This is a genomic window from Mesorhizobium sp. 113-1-2 (assembly GCF_016756475.1).
GTDB lineage: Bacteria > Pseudomonadota > Alphaproteobacteria > Rhizobiales > Rhizobiaceae > Mesorhizobium > Mesorhizobium loti_C.
Window position 1 is genome coordinate 1,386,278 of the sequence record NZ_AP023242.1, and the last position, 21,668, is coordinate 1,407,945.

A 21,668-nucleotide genomic window follows, 5' to 3' on the forward strand; every position below is an offset into this window, starting at 1 on the left:
GCAAGGGAAAGGCGTCGTGTGTTGCACCTGCCAGGCGCCTCTGACAGCGCTTCTAAAGGAAAAGGCTTCTTTCCCGCTCCACCGCCTTGGTGATGAAGCCGGCGACGATCTGGATGCGGCGCAGCGGCCTGACTGATTCGTGATAGACCAGCCAGTAGGCGCGGCGGATGGGCGCCACCACATCGACGGCCACCAGCTCCGGCATCGAACGGGCGACGAAGGTGTGCAGGATGCCGATGCCGGCGCCCGAGCGCACCGCTTCGGCCTGGCCGAGTGCGGAGGAAATGGCGAAGCTGGTGCGCCAGTCCGCGCTGAATTCGGCGGCGTAGTCGAGCGATGGGCTGACGATCAGGTCAGGCACATACCCAATGAGGGTGTGCCGGCCGAGTTCGGCCGCTGTTTTGGGCAGGCCATTGGCATCGGCGTAGGCGCGCGAGGCAAACAGGCCGAGCGAATAGTCGACCAGCTTGCCCGCCACCAGCCGACCTTCGGTCGGCCGCTCGACGGTGATGGCGATGTCGGCCTCGCGCCGCGACAGGGAGAAGGAGCGCGGCACCGGCACGAGCTGGATCGTCAGCTCGCGGTGCAGCGCGGTCAGTTCGCCGAGGCGTCTGGCCAGGAAGGCGACGCCGAAGCCGTCGGGTGCTCCGATGCGCACGGTGCCGGAGATATCGTCGCCTTCGCCTGATATGGTCGAACGCGCGGCGATCATGTCGCCCTCCATGCGCTCGGCAATATCGAGGAACCGCTCGCCGGCGGGCGTCAACTCGCTGCCGGTGGTCAGCCGGCGGAAGAGTTTTGTGCGCAGCGCGTCCTCGAGTGCTGCGATGCGGCGCGAGACGGTGGCATGGTTGAGCTCCAGCCGCCTGGCGGCGCCAAGGATCTGGCCGGCACGCGCCACGGCGAGGAAGATGCGGACGTCATCCCAGTTCATGGGCATCCCCCAGGAGATATCTTGTTGTCGGCCATTTGCGAGAATTGATGCTCGCCCGTCAATCGATATCTAATTTTCGCACAACGGTTGCGTTCTCCCTCGCGTTGCCTTCGCCACCACAAAGGCGGAGAATACACCCATCACAAACAAGGGAGAGACATCATGATCGAGTACGGTCATTTCATCGGCGGCAAGCGTGTCGCCGGTACCAGCGGCCGCAAGCAGGACGTCATGCAGCCGATGGATGGCTCCGTGCGCGGCACGGTGGCGCTCGCCTCGCAGGCGGAACTGCGCGCGGCCGTCGAGAACGCCAAGGCAGCACAGCCGAAATGGGCCGCCACCAACCCGCAGCGCCGCGTGCGCGTGCTGATGAAATTCCTCGAACTGGTCGCCCGCGACTATGACGAACTGGCCGACATTCTGGCGCGCGAGCACGGTAAGACGATCGCCGACGCCAAGGGCGACATCCAGCGCGGCCTCGAAGTGGTCGAGGTCTGCATCGGCGCGCCGCACATGATGAAGGGCGAGTTCACCGATGGCGCCGGCCCCGGCATCGACGTCTATTCGATGCGCCAGCCGCTCGGCGTCGTCGCCGGCATCACGCCGTTCAACTTCCCGGCGATGATCCCGCTGTGGAAGATCGCGCCGGCAATCGCTTGCGGCAATGCCTTCATCCTGAAGCCGTCGGAGCGTGACCCGGGCGTGCCGATCCGCATCGCCGAGCTGTTCCTCGAGGCCGGCCTGCCGGCGGGCATCCTCAACGTCGTCAACGGCGACAAGGAAGTGGTCGACGCCATCCTCGACGATCCCGATATCAAGGCCGTCGGCTTTGTCGGCTCGACGCCGATCGCGCATTACATCTATTCGCGCGGCACCGCGGCGGGCAAGCGCGTGCAGTGTTTTGGTGGTGCCAAGAACCACATGATCATCATGCCCGACGCCGACATGGACCAGACCGTCGACGCGCTGATCGGCGCCGGCTACGGCTCGGCAGGCGAGCGCTGCATGGCGATCTCGGTGGCCGTTCCGGTCGGCAACGACACCGCGAACCGGCTGATGGAAAAGCTGGTACCGCGCGTGGAAAGCCTGAAAGTCGGCCCGTCGACGGATTCGGCCGCCGATTTCGGCCCGCTGGTGACGGCGCAGGCACTGGAGCGCGTGAAAGGTTATGTCGACACCGGCGTCAAGGAAGGCGCCACGCTCGTCGTCGACGGCCGCGGCTTCAAGATGCAGGGCTATGAGGGCGGCTACTATATGGGCGGCTGCCTGTTCGACAACGTCACGGCGGACATGCGCATCTACAAGGAAGAGATCTTCGGGCCGGTGCTCTCGGTGGTGCGCGCGCCGACGTATGAGAGCGCGATCAAACTCGCCAACGACCACGAGATGGGCAATGGCGTCGCCATCTTCACCCGCGACGGCGACGCCGCTCGTGACTTCGCAAGCCGTGTCCAGGTCGGCATGGTCGGTGTCAACGTGCCGATCCCGGTTCCCATCGCCTATTACACCTTCGGCGGCTGGAAAGCTTCGTCCTTCGGCGACCTCAACCAGCACGGCCCGGACGCCTTCCGCTTCTACACCAAGACCAAGACGGTCACCTCGCGCTGGCCGTCCGGCATCAAGGACGGTGCCGAGTTCGTCATTCCGACGATGAACTGAATTCGGATTTTCATCGAGTTAAGGGCGCGGCTTTGGCCGCGCCCTTTGTTTTTTGCGCGGCATCACACTGTTGGAATCGTGCCACCATCGATGACGTATTCGGCGCCGTGGATCGATGCCGCACGGTCCGAGACGAGGAATGCCACAAGTTCGGCAACCTCTTGCGGCCATGCCGGCCGGCCGATCGGGATGCCGCCCAGCGCATCCATGATGCTCTGGCGGGCGGTTGCCTCATCCGAACCCGAGTGGGAGGCCAGTCGCTTCACCATGGCTTCCGAAGCGCTGGTGTGGATCCAGCCCGGCGCCACGGCGTTGACGCGGATGCCTTTGGGGCCGAGCTCCTTGGACAGCGCCTTGCTGTAGGTCGAAAGGGCGGCCTTGGCCGCCGCATAGGCGATGGTGGATTCGTGCAGCGGCAGGCGGCGCTGGATCGACGATATGTGAACGATCGCGCCTGCGCCTTGCTCGATCAAATGTGGGACAAGCAGGCGATCGAGCCGCACGGCCGCCAGCAGATTGAGGCTGAGCTCGTCCTGCCAGAGCTGATCGGTCAGTCCGGCAAACCCGCCACCTGGGCTCTTCGACCCGCCGACGCTGTGCACGATGATGTCGATGCCGCCAAGCCGTTCCATGATGGCCGCGACCACCGTCTCGATACCCGCCAAAGTACTCACATCGGCCTGCACGAACAGCTTCGGCTGGCATGCTTCGGTCGCTGAGCGGGCGGTCGTGAGAACGACAGCTCCTGCCGCCGAAAGCCTGTGCACGATGGCTTCGCCGGCACCCTTGGTACCGCCGGTAACCAGAACGCGCTTGCCGGCGAATTCCCGGTCGTCGATTGCAAATTTCTGGACGATGGTCATGCGCCGATCTCCAGCAGGGCGATCCGGTTGTCGGCCAGCGTGAAGTTATAGTGGAGCGTCGCAGGGCTGCCTGGGAAATTCCCTGACACGATGCCGGCGATTCGCCATGCATCGCCATTGGCGGTCGCCTCGGCGACCTCGACGGTCACCCGGTATTTGCGTGTCGTCTCCTCCATCCAGCTGCGGATCGCGTCCGAACCCCGATGGGTTTTGCCTTCGTCCTTGACCGTGGCGTCCGGCGAGAAAGGAATGAGCATGGCGTTAATGTCATGCCGGTTCTTGGCGGCGAAATAATCGGCCAGTAGCTGCGGAAGGGTTGCGGTCATGCTGTCGTCTCCGATGCGCGTTGCCGCCGCCCGTCGAGGCCGGCGGCGCTTGTCCGGTTCCTAAAATGAGATATGCTGGTGAAATGACAAGAACCGACGAAAAAGTAAGGTACTTACCTGAAGGTGAGCCCGAGTCATTGACGCCTTCTTCGGCAGCGAGCGGCGTCGAGAATGTGCTGCGCATTCTCGAAGGCCGCTGGAAGCTGGTGATCCTGTTTCACCTGTTCGGCGGCAAGGTGCTGCGCTTTTCCGACCTCGAACGGGCGATCCCGGCGATCTCGCAGAAAATGCTGATTCAGCAACTGCGGCAGATGGAGGCCGACGGAATCGTGCGCCGGATCGTGCACCACCAAGTGCCGCCCAAGGTCGAGTACTGCCTGACCGATTGGGGCCAGGCCCTGTGCCCGGCTCTCGATGCCTTGCTGAAATGGGCGGCACTTCGTGAACCCGCGGAAGCTTGATGCGGGTCGTCGTCCTGCAACGCGCCCCGAGCTCCGAAATGGCGCTTGTTTTCGCATCGGGGCCTCACCATATCGATTCTAGGGAATGATAAAGTTCCCCTGACGACAGACCGGAAACCAGAAGGAGTGACGTGATGAAGACGTCGAACCCGGCCTGGAGTGTTTCGGTGTATTGAGGCTGCCTCATGTGCCTCCCTTTGCCGGAACGCGAAGGCGAAGGAGGTGCCAGATGGCACACAAATTTTCGTTTCGATGGATCAGGATAGCCGCGGTCGGCATCGCGCTGGCGCTGTCGACGCTATCGGCGCAGGCGCAATTCATCTGCGGCGGCCACAGTGACCTCGTCGCGGCATTGGCAAAGGCCCTGCAACAAAAGCAGATCGGCTACGGTGTGGTTGGTCAGGCCGCCATTGTCGAGGTCTATGTTTCGGCAAGTGGGACCTGGTCGATGCTGGTGACCGACGTGCAGGGCCGAAGCTGCATTTTCGCGACCGGTGACGGGTGGGAGAATACCGCCATCACCACCACGCAAGGGATCTGACTGCTCAATCAGCGCGTCGCGGCGACCTCGGCATGGCCGCGCAGCAGCGCCATCAGCCGCTTGGCATCCTTGGCGGCTCCCTCCTCGTCGCCGTCGAGGATCGAGCGGATCAGCGCGACATGATGCTCGGCGGATTCGGCCAGGCCCGTATCCGCCTTGTAGCGGAACCAGAAGCGGCGGCTGTGGGTTTGCAGAGGCGCGGCCAAGCGGGCGGCGAAGGGGTTGTCAGCAGCCAGCGCCAGGGCCTCGTCGAGCGCCTTGTCGGCCTGGATGAAGGCCAGCACGTTGCCTGAGATGACCGCCTTCTGCATGGCAAGCGCCGCCTCATGAAACAGGTCGGCGGCCTCGCGGGTGACAAAGCGGGCGGCCGAACGGGCAAGCACCACTTCGACGCCGCGCCGGGCGTCGAGCACGCGCAGCCAGTCGCCGGGATGCAGCGGCGCGATCGCGATGCCGGCGCGTGGCCGGACATCCAGCAGCCCTTCCCAAGCCAGCCGCTGGATCGCCTCGCGTACCGGCGTGCGGCCGAGGCCGAGCTTGTCGATCAGCGCGCCTTCGGTGACGAAGCTCGACGGCGCCAGTTCCAGCGTGACGATCATGTGCTCCAGCATGCGATAGGCCTTGGTCGCCGCAGGCTCGAAGGTTGCGTTCGTCGCGATGGATATCAGCGGGGAGATCAATGGCCGGCTCCTGATATATTTTTCATATATCATAATGGAGTCAGCGTTGACAGGCCAGCTCTTAATAGATATACGGCTGATATATCAACTTGGAGAGACAGCCATGTGGACCGGAGTTTTCCCCGCCGTCACGACCAAATTCACCGCCGACGATCGGCTCGACCATGCCGAGATGGAGCGTTGCTTCAACCTGCAGATGGAGGCCGGCTGCGACGGCATCATCGTCTGCGGCTCGCTCGGCGAAGGGCCGATGCTATCGCCTGACGAGAAGATCGAGGTGCTGAAGACGGCGCAGAAAGTCGCTGGCAAGAAGCCGGTGCTGCTGACGGTCAATGAAGCGGGCACCCGGGAAGCGGCCAGCATCGCCAGGCGCGCCGCCAAGGAAGGCGCCAATGGCCTGATGGTGGTGCCGAGCCCGATCTACCACACCAATGCGGAAGAAACGGTGGCGGCTCTGCGCGCGGTCGCCGAGGCCGGCGACCTGCCGGTCATGATCTACTCCAACCGGCTCGCCTACCGCGTCGACGTTACCGTCGACCAGATGGAGGAACTGGCATCGGACAAGCGCTTCGTCGCCATCAAGGAATCCTCCGACGACATCAGGCGCTCGACCGAGATCATCAACCGGCTTGGCGACCGCTACGATCTGTTCACCGGCGTCGACAATCTCGCCTTCGAGGCGCTGTCGGTCGGCGCCATCGGCTGGGTGGCCGGCCTGGTCACCGCCTTCCCACGCGAGACCGTTGCCATCTACCAGCTGATGAGAGAGGGGCGCCGCGAGGAGGCACTCGCCATCTATCGCTGGTTCCGGCCGCTGCTCGACCTCGATGTCTCGACCTATCTGGTCCAAAACATCAAGCTTGCCGAAGTGCTGGCGATTGGTACCAATGACCGGGTGCGCATGCCGCGCCAGCCGCTGTCGGGCGAGCGCCGCAAGGCGGTGGAGAAGATCATACGGGATGCGCTGGCGGTGCGGCCGAAGCTGCCGTCGCTCCAGACGTCTCCTCTATCGGCGGACAAACTGGTGGCAGCCGAGTAAGGGACAGCACCGACGTGCCAGGAAATTCCAAATCCCCGGAACAGGAGCGACGCTCCGCCACTGGGGCACCTTCTCCCCGTTCGCGGGGGGAAGGCGAGGACATCGCCATCATCGGCGGCGGCATCATCGGCATCTGCGCGGCGGCCTTCCTTGCCGAGGCAGGGCGGAACGTTACGGTCTTCGACCGAACTGGCATCTGCGAGGAGACGAGCTCCGGCAATGCCGCCGCTTTCGCCTTCTCGGACGTGCTGCCGCTGGCACACAAGGGCATGATCAAGAACCTGCCGAAATGGCTGGCCGATCCGCTCGGCCCGCTCAGCATTCCGCCCGCCTATCTGCCGAAGCTGCTGCCGTGGCTGATCCGCTTCTGGCGCGCCGGCGCGCCGGCGAAATACGAAGCGAGCCTCGCCGCCCAGGCCGGCATAATGAAGCTCGCCGAAGCGGAATGGATGGATCTGCTCGATCGCTCCGGCACGCGGCCGATGCTGCGCGAGGATGGCTCGCTTGAACTCTATGAAAGCGAGGCCGAGTTCCGCGCCTCGCTGTCCGGCTGGGCCGCGCGCGAGCGTTTCGGCATCGGCTTTCGCCATGTCGAGGGTAAGGACCTGGCCGGTTTGCAGCCTGGCCTGTCCCCGCGCTTCATCAAGGGCACCTTCGTGCCGGGCTGGAAGACCGTCTCCGATCCGAAATTGCTTGGCAAGGCGGTGTGGGCCTACGCCGAGGCCAGGGGCGCCCGCTTTGAAATGGCCAGGATCAGCCGGGTCGCGGCGGACCAGGATGGCGCGACGCTGACCCTGGCCGACGGCACGACCAGGCAAGCCAGGCACCTCGTCGTCGCCGCTGGTGCATGGTCGCACCTTTTGGCACGGCAGCTTGGCGACCGCATTCCGCTGGAGACCGAGCGCGGCTACAACACGACGCTGCCCAAAAGCGCCTTCGACGTGAAGCGGCAGCTGATCTTCTCCGGCCATGGCTTCGTCATCACGCCGCTCGAAACGGGCCTGCGCGTCGGCGGCGCCGTCGAACTCGGCGGCATCGAGCGGCCGCCCAACTATGCCAGGTCGAAAGCGCTCCTGCGGAAGGCGCAGCAATTCCTGCCTGGACTCAATCCCTCGGGCGGGCGCGAATGGATGGGGTTCCGGCCCTCGCTGCCGGATTCGGTACCTGTCATCGGCAAGGCGTCGGGAAGCCGGCCGGTGGTCTACGCTTTCGGCCATGGCCATCTCGGCCTGACCCAGGCCGCGGCGACCGGACGGTTGATCCGGGAAATCATTCTGGGGCAGGTTGCGCCTGTTGATCTCGCCCCTTTCAGTCCACAACGGTTTTGAATTTTCGAGGAACGCCATGGCCAGGAAATCCTTCTTCTGCATAGACGGCCACACATGCGGCAATCCGGTCCGGCTGGTCGCCGGCGGCGGCCCGTTGCTCGAGGGCTCGACGATGATGGAACGGCGGGCGCACTTCCTCGCCGAATATGACTGGATCCGCACTGGCCTGATGTTCGAACCGCGCGGTCACGACGTGATGTCGGGTTCGATCCTCTATCCGCCGACGCGCGAGGATTGCGACATAGCCATCCTGTTCATCGAAACCTCGGGCTGCCTGCCGATGTGCGGCCACGGCACCATCGGCACGGTGACGATGGCCATCGAGCATGGGTTGATCAAGCCGAAGACGCCGGGCGTACTGAGGCTCGACACGCCGGCCGGCCTGGTCATCGCCGAATACAAACAGGTCGGCGAGTATGTCGAGGAGGTGCGCATCACCAACGTGCCGTCGTTCCTCTATGCCGAAGGTCTGACGGTCGAATGTCCCGGGCTCGGCGAGATCAGCGTCGATGTCGCCTATGGCGGCAATTTCTACGCCATCGTCGAGCCGCAGAAGAACTATCGCGACATGGCGGGCCATTCCGCCGGCGACCTCATCGCCTGGAGCCCGGTGGTGCGGCAGCTGCTCAACGAGAAATACACTTTCGTGCATCCGGAAAACCCCGGCATCAACAAGCTGTCGCATATGCTGTGGACCGGCAAGCCGACGGTGGAAGGGGCCGACGCCCGCAATGCCGTCTTCTACGGCGACAAGGCCATCGACCGCTCACCGTGCGGCACCGGCACCTCGGCGCGCATGGCGCAGCTTCATGCCAAGGGCAAGCTCAAGGCCGGCGACGCCTTCGTGCATGAATCGATCATCGGTTCGCTGTTCAAGGGCAAGGTCGAGAAGGAGGTCACCGTCGCGGGCAAGCCGGCGATCATCCCCTCGATCGGCGGCTGGGCGCGCATGACCGGACTGAACACGATCTTCATCGACGACCGCGATCCGTTCGCCCATGGTTTCGTGGTCAAGTGATGCCGGATCGCTGATCATCAGCATCGACCGAGACCGCCCGGCGAAACCAGTCGGCGAAGGTGAGAGCGGCGGCCGAGGCATCCACCGACATCGTCAGAAAATAGCTCTTGTCGCGGTTGGTCGAGACATCGGACAGAACCACCAGGTCGCCGCGCTTCAGTTCATCACGAAAGACGTCGACCGGACAAAGTGCCACGCCGTGGCCGGCGATGACCGCAGTCGCAAGAATGTTGAAGTCGGCGAAGACGGGCCCGTTGCCGACATCGACACCGGGAAGGCCGGCCTCGGAGAACCATTCGCGCCAGCCCTGCCGGTTCTCGTCATGCAAAAGGTCGGCGGCAGCGATACCCGAAGCTGTTCGCAGATGCTGCCTGCCAGCCAGGTAATGCGGACTGCACACCGGCCGGTTGAGGCGTGAAAACAGCTTGAGGCTGGTGACGCCAGGCGTCGGATCGGCTCCGAGCGTGATCAGCACATCGTTCTCACCATCTCCAAGCCTGTCCTCGGCCTTGGCATAAGCGACCCGCATGCCGATATCGGGATGGCTGGCGGTGAAGTCCGGCAGGCGGGGAACCAGCCAGCGGCTGGCGATGGACGGTATGCAGCCTACGGACAGTGTCGCCGACCCCGCATTGCGGCGGATGCGCCGGCATGTGGCACCAAGCTCGGCAAGGGCTCCGCTCGCCGACGCCTGCAGGATCACGCCGGCATCCGTCAGCCGTACCTTGCGTGCGTCCCGGTGGAACAGAGGCGTGCCCAGCCACTCTTCGAGCCGCCTTATCTGGTGGCTGATGGCCGGATGGGTGACGTGAAGCTCTTCGGCCGCCGCCGAAAAGCTCAAGCGACGTGCGGCGGCCTCAAAGGCGCGGATGGCATTCAACGGGATATAGTCCATCTGTAAAATTTACTAACACATCAGGTGAGAAGCAATCATTTGAATGTCCGTGCACGTTGCGGCACTCCTGCATCCGTTCCAGCGGCCCTATTGGCATTCCTGGCTCGGGCCACGATCTGCAGGGAAAGAAAACATGTTCACCAGACAATTGGCTGATGTAGAAAAATCTGACTTCTTCGTGGATTGGGGCAATGGCACCAGCCACCGCCTGCTGACACAGCGGGACGGCATGGGCTTCACCGTCTGCCACACTGTCGTGCGCGCCGGCAGCGAATCGCGCCTCCAGTATCGCAGGCATTTCGAGGCCTGCTACTGCATCGCCGGCGCTGGTGAGGTCGAAGACATGTCCGGTGCGGTGCATCGCATCGAGCCGGGCACGATCTATGTGCTAGACGAACATGATGACCACTATCTGCGTGCCGACGCCTCCGGCGATATGATCCTGGTGAGTGTCTTCAATCCTCCCCTTCAGGGCACGGAGCGGCATGCGCTGAGCGAAGACGGGGGATCGGCGTACTGATCCGGAGTAGTGGCAATTTCCTCGATCGGCAGCCAGGCAGGCGCAGTCGCTTGAATGCGATGCTCGCGAGCGACCGCGATCCATTCGAGCATGGCTTTGAGGCCAGCCAGGAGGAATCCTGACCTTGGGGAAAGGAGTGTGGCGAAAAAACGAACCGTGTCAGGAACGCAACGATTCTTCTTATCACCTAATTTTGACGGCGATTTCTTCGAAACGGGGCGCATGATACCGCCGAATCGTCAAAGACATTGCGTTATGCCAATGATAGGGTCCGCGGTAGTCCAGGGGTCGGGTGCAAAAAACGGGCGGTCGAAACGACGTGAATCAGAAACACGCGGGGCAGTCAAAAAAATCACGTTGCAATCCGGGCTCGAAACTTTACGACTAGGGGAAATACGAAAAGGAATGCGTCTGCATGGGCGACATTCCAGGGGAGCCATGTACACATGCAGTACTTTGTCCAGCAGCTTATCAATGGGCTGACGCTGGGATCGATCTATGGGCTGATCGCGATCGGCTACACGATGGTCTACGGCATCATCGGGATGATCAACTTCGCCCATGGCGACATTTTCATGGTGGGCGCCTTCACGGCGCTGATCGTCTTCCTCATCCTCGGCGCGATGTTCTATTCGGTGCCCGTGGTCATCGCGCTGCTGGTCATGATGATCGTGGCGATGCTGCTCACCAGCCTCTACAACTGGACGATCGAAAAGGTGGCTTACCGGCCGCTGCGCGGTTCGTTCCGGCTGGCGCCACTGATCACCGCCATCGGCATGTCGATCGCGCTGTCGAACTTCGTCCAGGTGACGCAGGGCCCGCGCAACAAGCCGATCCCGCCGATGGTCAGCCAAGTCTACAACATCGACGGCGTCAGCGTGTCGCTGAAGCAGATCATCATCGTCATCGTCACCGCGCTGCTCTTGGTGCTGTTCTGGTATCTGGTCAACAGGACCTCGCTAGGCCGGGCCCAACGCGCCTGCGAACAGGACCGCAAGATGGCCGCACTGCTCGGCGTCGACGTCGACCGCACCATCTCGATCACCTTCATCATGGGTGCCTCGCTTGCCGCCGTCGCCGGCACGCTGTTCCTGATGTACTATGGCGTGGTGGCTTTCTCCGACGGTTTTGTGCCGGGTGTGAAGGCATTCACCGCGGCGGTGCTTGGCGGCATCGGCTCATTGCCGGGCGCCGTGCTCGGAGGGCTGCTGATCGGCTTCATCGAGAGCATGTGGTCGGCCTATTTCTCGATCGACTACAAGGACGTCGCGGCGTTCTCGATCCTGGCCATCGTGCTGATCTTCCTGCCTTCCGGCATTCTGGGCCGGCCTGAAGTCGAAAAGGTCTGAGATCATGGCCGTTACCGTATCTCCGGAGCGCGACGTCGTCGCCACCCCCATCCAACGCGCTGTTAAGGAAGCGTTCTATGCCGGCGCCATCGCGCTTGGCCTGTTCGTGCTGTTCATCGGGCTGAAGACCGGTCAGAACATGTCCAATGAACTGGTCCTGACTCAGCGCTGGGGCTTGCTCGCCGCCGTGGTGATCGCCACGGCCGTCGGCCGTTTCCTCTATGTCGCCTATGGCCAGCCCTTCATGGCCAATCAAAAGATCGCCAACGTCGCCACCGGTCTGTTGCCGGCCAGCGTGGGGTCACGGTTCTTTCAGTTGCCTGCGTTCATCGTGGCTGTCGTCGCGGTGGTGCTGCTGTTCGCGTTGAATAGCTCCCTCGCCGGATGGGTGGGAGCAGAACCGGCCGGCTATCTGCAATTCCTGCGCGCCCTGGCGGTCATCTATGTGCTGGCTTGCGTGATCTACTACTTCCGCGCCTTCATTCACGCCAACTTCACCAAATTGGGCATCACGGCGCTGGTGCTGTACCCGATCCTCGTGGTCGCGGTGCTGTCGCTGAACGCCTGGTCGATTGCTGGAGGGCTGCAGGGCTCGCTGAAATGGGTCGACAATTTCGGCATCCAGATCCTGATCTATGTGATGCTGGCCTGGGGACTGAACATCGTCGTTGGCCTTGCCGGCCTGCTAGACCTCGGCTACGTCGCCTTTTATGCGCTTGGCGCCTATGCCTATGCGCTTCTCGCCACGCAATTCGGCCTGTCGTTCTGGATCCTGCTGCCGGCCGCGGGCTGCATGGCGGCGCTGTGGGGGGTGCTGCTCGGTTTCCCCGTGCTGCGCCTGCGCGGCGATTATCTGGCGATCGTGACGCTCGCCTTCGGCGAGATCATCCGCCTGGTTCTGATCAACTGGCGCGAGGTCACCAACGGGTCGGCCGGTATCTCCGGCATTCCCAAGGTTTCCTTCTTCGGCCTGATGACCTTCAACGTGTCGGACCCCAACTACATTGCCAAGGTTCTGCACATTGCGACCTCGAGCGCCTACTACAAGATCTTCCTCTACTATCTGATCCTGGGCCTGTGCCTGCTTACCGCCTTCGTCACCATCAGGCTGCGCCGTCTGCCGGTCGGCCGCGCCTGGGAAGCCTTGCGTGAGGACGAGATCGCCTGCCGCTCGCTCGGCATCAACACCACCACGACCAAGCTGACGGCGTTCGCCACCGGTGCCATGTTCGGTGGCTTCGCCGGCTCGTTCTTCGCCGCCCGGCAAGGCTTCGTCAGTCCCGAATCGTTCGTCTTCCTGGAATCCGCCATCATCCTTGCCATCGTCGTTCTCGGCGGCATGGGCTCGCTGGTTGGTATTGCGGTTGCCGCGATGGTGATGATCGGCGGCACCGAGGCGCTGCGCGAACTCGACTTCCTCAAGCAGATCTTCGGGCCGGACTTCACCCCTGAACTCTACCGCATGCTTCTGTTCGGCATGGCCATGGTCATCGTCATGCTGTGGAAGCCGCGCGGCTTCGTCGGCAGTCGTGAACCGACCGCCTTCCTCAAGGAGCGAAGGGCTGTCTCAAGCTCCTTCACCAAGGAGGGCCACGGCTGATGAATGCGACCACGCAAATGAACGACGCCATCCTGCAGGTCGAACATCTGTCGATGAAGTTCGGTGGCCTGATCGCCATCGGCGACCTCTCCTTCACCGCCAGACGCGGCGAGATCACGGCGCTGATCGGCCCCAACGGCGCCGGCAAGACCACCGTGTTCAACTGCATCACCGGCTTCTACAAGCCGTCCGAAGGCATGATCACGCTCAACCGGGCCGACGGCTCAAGCTATCTGCTGGAGCGGTTGCCCAATCATGAGATCCCGGCACGCGCCAAGGTGGCGCGCACCTTCCAGAACATCCGCCTGTTCTCGGGCATGACGCTGTTGGAGAACCTTCTGGTTGCCCAGCATAACAAGCTGATGAAGGCATCGGGCTATACGGTGCTTGGCCTGTTCGGCTTCAGCGGCTACCGCAAGGCATCAGCCGAGTCGATGGACCTGGCCAAGCATTGGCTTGAGAAGGCCGATCTCGTCGATCGCGCCGACGATCCGGCCGGCGATCTGCCCTATGGCGCACAGCGGCGCCTCGAGATCGCGCGTGCCATGTGCACGGGTCCGGAGCTTTTGTGTCTCGATGAGCCGGCAGCCGGCCTCAACCCGAAGGAATCGGCGGCGCTCAACGAGCTCTTGATCGACATCAAGAAAAACACCGGCACCTCGATTCTTTTGATCGAGCACGACATGTCGGTGGTCATGCAGATTTCCGACCATGTCGTGGTGCTGGAATATGGCCGCAAGATTTCCGACGGCAATCCGCAATCGGTGCGCACCGATCCACGCGTCATCGCGGCCTATCTCGGCGTCGACGACGAGGAGGTCGAGACCGTGCTGACCGAGGTCGGTGACGAGGACGTCATCGAGCAGCTTGACATAGGTCCGGATGCCGCGCATGGCCCGGGGACATCGTCTTCATACCTGGCCGGACCGGTGAGCGACACCGTAGGCCACAGCGAGGGCGAGCGCGTCACGGTGTCGAAGGGTGCCTCGAAGGCGGCGCAGGTCGATGCAAAGGCCAATCTGCCAAGAAAGTCGTCCGAGCGGGCCACGGCCAAGCCGACCGGAAAAACCTCGACAGCCAAGCCGCGTGGAGGGCGTAAATAATGGCCGGGACAACGCTGCTCGATATCAAGGGCGTGGAGACCTACTATGGCAATATCCGGGCGCTGAACGGCGTCGATGTCTCCGTCAAGGAGGGCGAGATCGTTGCGCTGATCGGCGCCAACGGCGCCGGCAAATCGACGCTGATGATGACCATTTTCGGGGCCCCGCGTGCCCGCACCGGTACAATCACCTTCGCCGGCACCGACATCACCCAGTTGCCGACGCATGAGATCGCACGCATGCGCATCGCCCAATCGCCGGAAGGTCGCCGCATCTTCCCGCGCATGACGGTGATGGAAAACCTGCAGATGGGCGCCAGCCTCGACAACCTCAAGCACTATGACGAGGACGTCGAGAAGGTGTTCACGCTGTTCCCGCGGCTCAAGGAGCGTATCGCCCAGCGCGGCGGCACGCTGTCGGGCGGCGAGCAGCAGATGCTGTCGATCGGACGCGCGCTGATGGCGCGACCGAAACTGCTGCTGCTCGACGAGCCGTCGCTGGGGCTGGCGCCGCTGATCGTCAAGCAGATCTTCGACGCCATCCGCGAGTTGAACCGCACGCAAGGGCTGACCGTGTTCCTGGTCGAGCAGAACGCGTTCGGAGCGCTGAAGCTCGCGACGCGCGGCTACGTCATGGTCAACGGCAATGTGACGATGAGCGGCACCGGCAAGGAACTGCTCGCCAATCCCGAAGTGCGCGCCGCCTATCTCGAAGGCGGACATCACTGAGTTCAGGAGTCCTCACCATGCAAGGCATTCTCTACGAGGAACCGTCAATCTGGCAGTTCTTCTTCGTCACCTGCTTGCTCGGCGGCTGGGCGGCCTGGATGACCGGCAAGGCCAGCGCCCAGACATGGCGCTCCTTCATCCAGCTGTTCGCCTATCTGCTGGGTCTCGGCATCGGCATCCGCTTCATCCATCATGCGCTGTTCGACGGCACGATGTTCTCGCTGCACTACTATATCGTCGACACCATCGTGCTGATGATATTGGGCTTCGTCGGCTATCAATACACACGAACAAACCAGATGGTCACACAGTATAATTGGCTCTACGAAAGAGCTTCAATCTTGAGCTGGAAACCGAAAGGTTGACGTTCATCATTAACGCCGCGTCAGGGATGAATCGGCGTGACAAGTGCCTGAAAATCGGCAAACTATGCTTTCTGCGATAAGGGTGGGCATCGCATGAAAGCTTCATCCACGCCCACTCCGTTAATGGGAGCGTTTAAATGAAAAAGACACTTTTGTCCGCCGTCGCCCTGACCGCGCTGGTCGCGTTCGGCGGCAGCGCGTGGGCTGACGTAATGATCGGCGTCGCCGGTCCGATCACCGGCCCGAACGCGGCCTTCGGCGCACAACTGCAGAAGGGCGCCGAAGCGGCCGTTGCCGCGATCAATGCCAAGGGCGGCATCAATGGCGAGCAGATCAAGCTCGAAGTCGGCGACGACGTCTCCGACCCGAAGCAGGGTATCTCGGTCGCCAACAAGTTCGTCGGCGACGGCGTCAAGTACGTGGTCGGCCACTTCAACTCGGGCGTCTCGATCCCGGCCTCGGAAGTCTACGCTGAAAACAACATCGTCGAAATCACCCCGGCCGCGACCAATCCGAAGTTCACCGAGCGCGGCCTGTGGAACGTGTTCCGCACCTGCGGACGCGACGACCAGCAGGGGGCCATCGCAGGCGCCTATATCGCGGCGAATTTCAAGGATGCCAAGATTGCCGTCGTGCACGACAAGACCCCTTATGGCCAGGGCCTCGCCGATGAAACCAAGAAGGCGATGAATGCCGCCGGCGTCAAGGAAGTGATGTATGAAGGCGTCAATGTCGGCGACAAGGACTTCTCGGCGCTCATCGCCAAGATGAAGGAAGCCGGCGTCACCCTGATCTATTGGGGCGGCCTGCACACCGAAGCCGGCCTCATCATCCGCCAGTCGGCGGACCAGGGCCTCAAGGCACCGATGATGTCGGGTGACGGCATCGTGACGGACGAACTTGCCGCGATCGCGGGCGACGCCGTCGCCGGCACGCTCAACACGTTCGGACCCGATCCGCGCCTGATCCCGGCCAACAAGGAACTCGTCGAGAAGTTCCGTGCGCAGGGCTTCGAGCCGGAAGCCTACACGCTCTATGCCTATGCCGCCGTGCAGGTGATCGCCGAGGCGGCCGCTGCCGCCAAGACGAACGACCCGCAGGCCGTTGCCAAGGCGATGCATGAAAGCGGCCCGTTCCCGACCGTTCTGGGCGATCTTGCCTATGACGCCAAGGGCGACCCGAAGCTGCCGGGCTACATCATGTACGAGTGGAAGAAGAAGGACGACGGAAAGTATTCCTGGTTCCCGAAATAAGCCGCTCAGGCAGGTCTGATATCATGATGCCCGGCGCGTTGCGCCGGGCATTTTCTTTGGCACTCTTCGGCGGCCGATAACCATCCTTGCCGCTTTTCCAGCCGGAAGAGATCGCATCCAGGATCGAAATTGTCGCCCTTGTTCCGTCCGTTCGGGCTGAGGCGTGCGAGTGTTGGCCGGATATTTGATTTAAATCGGTTTAAATTGACGTCGATTTTGTTTGCACTGCAGCATTTTCACGCTAATCATTGCTCCGATTTCCCGTCCCTGCCGCTGCTGGAGCCCAGTCCTTGGCCATCACGAAGATCCTCGTCGCCAACCGGTCAGAAATCGCCATCCGCGTCTTTCGCGCGGCCAACGAGCTGGGCCTCAAAACCGTGGCGATCTGGGCCGAGGAAGACAAATATTCGCTGCACCGTTTCAAGGCCGATGAGAGCTACCAGGTTGGGCGCGGCCCGCATCTGGCCAAAGATATGGGGCCGATCGAGAGTTATCTGTCGATCGAGGAGGTGATCCGCGTCGCCAAGCTTTCGGGCGCCGATGCCATCCACCCGGGCTACGGCCTTCTGTCCGAAAGCCCCGAATTCGCCGAAGCCTGCGCGCAAGCCGGCATCACCTTCATCGGCCCGAAGCCGGACACGATGCGCCGCCTCGGCAACAAGGTCGCGGCGCGCAACCTCGCCATCGAGGTCGGCGTGCCGGTCATCCCCGCCACCGATCCGTTGCCGGACGACATGGAAGCGGTCAAGAAACTGGCCAAGGAGATCGGCTATCCGGTGATGCTGAAGGCCTCCTGGGGCGGCGGCGGGCGCGGCATGCGCGCCATCCGCGCCGAGGCCGATCTCGCCCGGGAAGTCACGGAAGGCAAGCGCGAGGCGAAGGCCGCCTTCGGCAAGGACGAGGTCTATCTCGAAAAGCTGATCGAGCGCGCCCGCCACGTCGAGGTGCAGGTGCTCGGCGACACGCGTGGCAATGCCGTGCACCTGTTCGAGCGCGACTGCTCGATCCAGCGCCGCAACCAGAAGGTCGTCGAACGGGCGCCCGCACCCTATCTCGAAATGTCGCAGCGCGAGGAGCTTTGCGGCTACGCGCTGAAGATCGCGCGCGAGACCAGCTATATCGGCGCCGGCACGGTCGAGTTCCTGCAGGACGCCGATACCGGGAAATTCTATTTCATTGAGGTCAATCCGCGCATCCAGGTCGAGCATACCGTCACCGAGCAGGTGACCGGCATCGATATCGTCAAGGCGCAGATTCACATCCTCGACGGCTTCGCCATCGGCACACCGCAATCGGGCGTGCCGGCGCAGAAGGACATCAGGCTGAACGGCCATGCCTTGCAGTGCCGCATCACCACCGAGGACCCCGAGCACAATTTCATTCCGGATTACGGCCGCATCACCGCCTATCGCGGCGCCACCGGCTTCGGCATCCGGCTGGATGGCGGCACCGCCTATTCCGGCGCGGTCATCACCCGCTTCTACGATCCGCTGCTGGAGAAGGTGACGGCTTGGGCGCCGACGCCGGCAGAGACGATCGCCCGCATGAACCGCGCGCTGCGCGAATTCCGCATCCGCGGCGTCGCCACCAACCTGACCTTCCTCGAAGCGATCATCAACCACCCGAGCTTCGCCGACAATTCCTATACGACCAAGTTCATCGACACGACGCCGGAGCTGTTCCAGCAGGTCAAGCGGCAGGACCGCGCGACCAAGCTCATCAACTATCTGGCCGATGTCAGCGTCAACGGCCATCCGGAAACGCGCGGCCGGCCGATGCCGAAGGCCGATGCGGCCGCACCCGTGGTGCCCTACCTCAACGGCAACGTGCCCGGCGGCAGCAAGCAGAAGCTCGACGTGCTCGGCCCGGAAAAATTCGCCGGCTGGATGCGCGAGCAGAAGGAAGTTCTGGTCACCGACACGACGATGCGCGACGGCCACCAGTCGCTGCTCGCGACGCGCATGCGCACGCACGACATCGCCAATATCGCCAGCACCTATGCGCGTGCCCTGCCGCAGCTTCTGTCGCTGGAATGCTGGGGTGGCGCGACGTTCGACGTCGCCATGCGCTTCCTCACCGAGGATCCGTGGGAGCGGCTGAGCAAAGTGCGGGAGGCGGCGCCCAATCTGTTGCTGCAGATGCTGCTGCGCGGCGCCAACGGCGTCGGCTACACCAATTATCCCGACAATGTCGTGCAGCATTTCGTCAAGCAGGCGGCTGCCGGGGGCATCGATCTGTTCCGAGTCTTCGACTGCCTGAACTGGGTCGAGAACATGCGCGTCGCCATGGACGCCGTCGGCGCCGAGGGCAAGCTGTGTGAGGCGGCGATGTGCTACACCGGCGACATTCTCGATCCGGCGCGGGCCAAGTACGATCTCAAATACTATGTCGGGCTCGCTGGCGAATTGCAGGCTGCCGGCGCCCACATCCTCGCCGTCAAGGACATGGCCGGCCTCTTGAAGCCGGCCGCCGCCCGCGTGCTGTTCAAGGCGCTGCGCGAGGCGACCGACCTGCCGATCCATTTCCACACCCACGACACGTCGGGCCTGTCGGCGGCGACCGTGCTGGCGGCGGTGGAGAGCGGCGTCGACGCCATCGACGCGGCGATGGATGCCTTCTCCGGCAACACCTCGCAGCCTTGCCTGGGTTCGATCGTCGAGGCGCTGAAGGGCACCGAGCGCGACCCGGGCCTCGATCCGCAATGGATCCGCAAGATCTCGTTCTACTGGGAAGCGGTGCGCAACCAGTACGCCGCCTTCGAAAGCGACCTCAAGGGGCCGGCCTCGGAGGTCTACCTGCATGAAATGCCGGGCGGACAGTTCACCAACCTCAAGGAACAAGCACGTTCGCTCGGGCTGGAGACTCGCTGGCACGAGGTCGCGCAGACCTATCACGACGTCAATCTGATGTTCGGCGACATCGTCAAGGTGACGCCGTCATCCAAGGTCGTCGGCGACATGGCGCTGATGATGGTGAGCCAGGATCTGACCGTCGCCGATGTCGAGAACCCGGCCAGGGACATCGCCTTCCCGGACTCGGTCGTCTCGATGCTGCGCGGCGATCTCGGCCAGTCGCCCGGTGGCTGGCCGGCGGCGCTGCAGAAGAAGGCGCTGAAGGGCGACAAGCCGATCACGGCGAGGCCGGGCTCGCTCTTGAAGCCGGCCGATCTCAAGGCCAGCCGCAAGGAAATCGAGGAGAAGCTCGAGCGCAAGCTCTCGGAATACGAGTTCGCCTCGTGGCTGATGTATCCGAAGGTGTTCACCGACTTTGCCGGTGCACAGGAGACCTACGGCCCGGTCAGCGTCCTGCCGACGCTGACCTATTTCTACGGCATGAAGTCCGAAGACGAAATCTTCGTCGACATCGAGAAGGGCAAGACACTGGTCGTGCGCTGCCTTGCCATCGGCGATGTCGACGACAAGGGCATGGTCACCGTGTTCTTCGAGCTCAACGGCCAGCCGCGTCGCGTGAAGGTGCCGGACCGGGCGCATGGCGCCTCCGCCGCCAAGGCGCGCCGCAAAGCAGAGCCTGGCAACGAGGCGCACGTCGGCGCGCCGATGCCGGGCGTGGTCTCGGCACTTTCGGTCGCCGCCGGCCAGGCGGTGAAGGCCGGTGACGTGCTGCTCTCCATCGAAGCGATGAAGATGGAGACGGCGCTGCATGCCGAGCGCGACGGCACGGTCGCCGAGGTGCTGGTCAAGGCCGGCGACCAGATCGATGCCAAGGATCTGCTGATCGCGTTCGCTTAAGCGCCCGCAAAGAACGAGCAGGCTGTCGGCTTCTGTCGGCAGCCCGTAGTGGGCTGTTCGATAACAGCTTGACCCGCCGCCGCCGGTCGGGCATCGAACCGGCTCGAATTTGCCGCCGTCTTTCCGCGAGTCGCGGCACAGAACCAATCTTTGGAGAAAAACATGGCCGACGATATCACCGAGACCAGCCAGACTGTTGCCGCCGGCCAGCTGCGTGCCCTCATCGAGCGCATCGAGCGGCTCGAGGAAGAAAAGAAGACGATCGCCGACGACATCAAGGAAGTGTTCGCCGAGGCCAAGGGCACCGGCTTCGACACCAAGGCGATCCGCACCATCATCCGGCTGCGCAAGAAGGACCAGGCCGAGCGCCAGGAAGAGGATGCCATCCTCGATCTGTACATGGCCGCGCTCGGCATGGTCTGAGGCGCGTGGCCGGAAACCGGCGGCTTCTCATCACGAGAGCGATGCTCCGCGCTTGCGCAGGACTTATCGATGAACGAGACCGTTGTTGAAATCCGAAGATACTCCGGGGAGGTCGAGAGGCACCAGCACGACTATCCCCAAGTGATCCTGCCCATTTCCGGAGCACTTGAAATCGATCTGGGGCATCGTTCAGGACGGGTTTCGGACAGCACTGGCGCTTTTGTTTCTGCCGGTTGCCGGCACGCATTCTACGCCAAGCAGACCGACTCTTTCGTCGTCCTCGACCTGCCGTCCCGCCCCGGTATCCGGGAGCCGGATGAAGACATACCCGCATTCTTTGCGATCGGCCGGGAGGTTCACGGCCTGATCGACTACATGGCGGCGCTGGCGGCATCGCAGGAGCTTTCCGCCTCGCTTCGCCACGCCTGGTCCACATTGCTGCTGGATCGCATCACTCCTCACAGGGATCGTCCAGATCGCGCAGAGCTTGCTGTCAGAAGAGCAACGGCGTTCATGGAACGAAAACTCGCCGACCCAATCCGCATTGCCGATATCGCAGAAGCGGCAGGGATGAGCCCAACCCGTCTCCATGAAGCCTTCATCAGGCGCCGCGCGACCACCCCGCACGCGCATTTGGTTGCAATGCGCCTCGATGCGGCTGAACGGATGTTAGCCGATCCGCGCCTTTCCATCGCGGATGTGGCGATTTTCAGCGGTCACTCTGACCAAAGCGCCCTGACGCGCGCAATGCGGCGGGAGCGAACCTCAACCCCGGCCGAAGTTCGCCGAAATCTGCTTAGAAGAACGGGAGGAAAAGCCTAAAATCCGGAAGGT

Annotated in this window: 20 protein-coding genes and 2 pseudogenes; 17 read left to right on the forward strand and 5 right to left on the reverse strand. The window is 63.0% G+C overall.

From position 1 onward, the window contains the following. Window positions 1-52: 52 nt before the first annotated feature. Window positions 53-934 carry a LysR family transcriptional regulator gene (locus tag JN279_RS06590; protein WP_096458081.1) on the reverse strand — a complete coding sequence of 294 codons (882 nt, stop codon included), beginning with the start codon at window positions 932-934 and terminating at the stop codon, window positions 53-55. A gap of 162 nt (window positions 935-1,096) precedes the next feature. Between JN279_RS06590 and JN279_RS06595 the strand changes: the two genes are divergently transcribed. Continuing rightward, window positions 1,097-2,593 carry a CoA-acylating methylmalonate-semialdehyde dehydrogenase gene (locus tag JN279_RS06595; RefSeq protein ID WP_202352349.1) on the forward strand — a complete coding sequence of 499 codons (1,497 nt, stop codon included), beginning with the start codon at window positions 1,097-1,099 and terminating at the stop codon, window positions 2,591-2,593. Window positions 2,594-2,655: 62 nt separating this feature from the next. Here JN279_RS06595 and JN279_RS06600 read toward each other — a convergent pair whose 3' ends face one another. Both JN279_RS06600 and JN279_RS06605 read right to left on the reverse strand, forming a co-directional pair. Continuing rightward, window positions 2,656-3,456 carry an SDR family oxidoreductase gene (locus tag JN279_RS06600; RefSeq protein ID WP_202352350.1) on the reverse strand — a complete coding sequence of 267 codons (801 nt, stop codon included), beginning with the start codon at window positions 3,454-3,456 and terminating at the stop codon, window positions 2,656-2,658. Continuing rightward, window positions 3,453-3,782: a nuclear transport factor 2 family protein gene (locus JN279_RS06605; RefSeq protein ID WP_202352351.1), complete on the reverse strand. Its 330-nt coding sequence runs from the start codon at window positions 3,780-3,782 to the stop codon at window positions 3,453-3,455. Before JN279_RS06605 ends, JN279_RS06600 begins: the two co-directional genes overlap by 4 nt. A gap of 83 nt (window positions 3,783-3,865) precedes the next feature. Between JN279_RS06605 and JN279_RS06610 the strand changes: the two genes are divergently transcribed. Beyond that, entirely contained in the window at window positions 3,866-4,243 is a 378-nt protein-coding gene (locus tag JN279_RS06610; protein WP_244734431.1) for a winged helix-turn-helix transcriptional regulator, read from the forward strand. A 229-nt stretch (window positions 4,244-4,472) separates the two neighbouring features. After that, window positions 4,473-4,784, forward strand: coding sequence for a hypothetical protein (locus JN279_RS06615; protein ID WP_202352352.1), 312 nt, complete (start codon window positions 4,473-4,475; stop codon window positions 4,782-4,784). Window positions 4,785-4,792: 8 nt separating this feature from the next. On the opposite strand, the gene JN279_RS06620 is transcribed toward JN279_RS06615, so the two are convergent. Beyond that, window positions 4,793-5,497: a GntR family transcriptional regulator gene (locus JN279_RS06620; RefSeq protein WP_202352353.1), complete on the reverse strand. Its 705-nt coding sequence runs from the start codon at window positions 5,495-5,497 to the stop codon at window positions 4,793-4,795. A 70-nt stretch (window positions 5,498-5,567) separates the two neighbouring features. Here JN279_RS06620 and JN279_RS06625 point away from each other — a divergent pair, with 70 nt between their 5' ends. From JN279_RS06625 to JN279_RS06635, 3 genes are read left to right on the forward strand one after another with little or no spacing between them, the layout of a single operon-like run. Next, on the forward strand, window positions 5,568-6,503 hold the full coding sequence (locus JN279_RS06625) for a dihydrodipicolinate synthase family protein (RefSeq protein ID WP_202352354.1): 936 nt from the start codon (window positions 5,568-5,570) through the stop codon (window positions 6,501-6,503). Between the two features lie 14 nt (window positions 6,504-6,517). Further along, window positions 6,518-7,831, forward strand: coding sequence for an NAD(P)/FAD-dependent oxidoreductase (locus JN279_RS06630; RefSeq protein ID WP_202352355.1), 1,314 nt, complete (start codon window positions 6,518-6,520; stop codon window positions 7,829-7,831). A gap of 16 nt (window positions 7,832-7,847) precedes the next feature. Then, window positions 7,848-8,849, forward strand: a complete 1,002-nt coding sequence (locus tag JN279_RS06635) for a 4-hydroxyproline epimerase (protein WP_202352356.1) — start codon at window positions 7,848-7,850, stop codon at window positions 8,847-8,849. Here JN279_RS06635 and JN279_RS06640 read toward each other — a convergent pair. Next, window positions 8,842-9,744 carry a LysR substrate-binding domain-containing protein gene (locus JN279_RS06640; protein WP_202352357.1) on the reverse strand — a complete coding sequence of 301 codons (903 nt, stop codon included), beginning with the start codon at window positions 9,742-9,744 and terminating at the stop codon, window positions 8,842-8,844. The genes JN279_RS06635 and JN279_RS06640 overlap by 8 nt on opposite strands. A gap of 133 nt (window positions 9,745-9,877) precedes the next feature. On the opposite strand from JN279_RS06640, the gene JN279_RS06645 reads away from it, so the two are divergent. The 11 genes and pseudogenes from JN279_RS06645 (at window position 9,878) to JN279_RS06690 (ending at window position 21,656) form a co-directional block, all read left to right on the forward strand. Then, the gene (locus JN279_RS06645) at window positions 9,878-10,264 is read left to right on the forward strand and encodes an ectoine synthase (RefSeq protein WP_095201092.1); all 387 of its coding nucleotides are present in this window, start codon (window positions 9,878-9,880) and stop codon (window positions 10,262-10,264) included. A gap of 446 nt (window positions 10,265-10,710) precedes the next feature. Then, complete coding sequence (locus JN279_RS06650; RefSeq protein WP_096451310.1) at window positions 10,711-11,613, forward strand: branched-chain amino acid ABC transporter permease; 903 nt, start codon at window positions 10,711-10,713, stop codon at window positions 11,611-11,613. A 4-nt stretch (window positions 11,614-11,617) separates the two neighbouring features. Continuing rightward, window positions 11,618-11,944, forward strand: a pseudogene (locus tag JN279_RS38795) (DUF3382 domain-containing protein); the annotation flags it as partial. Between the two features lie 144 nt (window positions 11,945-12,088). Further along, window positions 12,089-13,213 (forward strand): annotated as a pseudogene (livM, locus tag JN279_RS06655) (high-affinity branched-chain amino acid ABC transporter permease LivM); the annotation flags it as partial. Beyond that, window positions 13,213-14,316 (forward strand): ABC transporter ATP-binding protein, encoded by a 1,104-nt coding sequence (locus JN279_RS06660; RefSeq protein WP_244734432.1) that lies wholly within the window; start codon window positions 13,213-13,215, stop codon window positions 14,314-14,316. The pseudogene livM and the gene JN279_RS06660, both read left to right, overlap by 1 nt. After that, window positions 14,316-15,044 (forward strand): ABC transporter ATP-binding protein, encoded by a 729-nt coding sequence (locus JN279_RS06665; RefSeq protein WP_096451304.1) that lies wholly within the window; start codon window positions 14,316-14,318, stop codon window positions 15,042-15,044. The genes JN279_RS06660 and JN279_RS06665 overlap by 1 nt, the downstream gene beginning before the upstream one ends. Before the next feature lie 17 nt (window positions 15,045-15,061). Beyond that, window positions 15,062-15,409 (forward strand): DUF6867 family protein, encoded by a 348-nt coding sequence (locus tag JN279_RS06670; protein ID WP_013892487.1) that lies wholly within the window; start codon window positions 15,062-15,064, stop codon window positions 15,407-15,409. Between the two features lie 137 nt (window positions 15,410-15,546). After that, window positions 15,547-16,662: a branched-chain amino acid ABC transporter substrate-binding protein gene (locus tag JN279_RS06675; protein WP_202352358.1), complete on the forward strand. Its 1,116-nt coding sequence runs from the start codon at window positions 15,547-15,549 to the stop codon at window positions 16,660-16,662. A gap of 290 nt (window positions 16,663-16,952) precedes the next feature. After that, entirely contained in the window at window positions 16,953-20,411 is a 3,459-nt protein-coding gene (gene pyc / locus JN279_RS06680) for a pyruvate carboxylase (RefSeq protein WP_202352359.1), read from the forward strand. Window positions 20,412-20,573: 162 nt separating this feature from the next. Next, window positions 20,574-20,834, forward strand: coding sequence for a DUF2312 domain-containing protein (locus JN279_RS06685; protein ID WP_010912082.1), 261 nt, complete (start codon window positions 20,574-20,576; stop codon window positions 20,832-20,834). 69 nt (window positions 20,835-20,903) lie between these two features. Beyond that, a complete protein-coding gene (locus JN279_RS06690) occupies window positions 20,904-21,656 on the forward strand; it encodes an AraC family transcriptional regulator (protein ID WP_202352360.1) in 753 nt (250 codons plus the stop codon). Window positions 21,657-21,668: the final 12 nt, after the last annotated feature.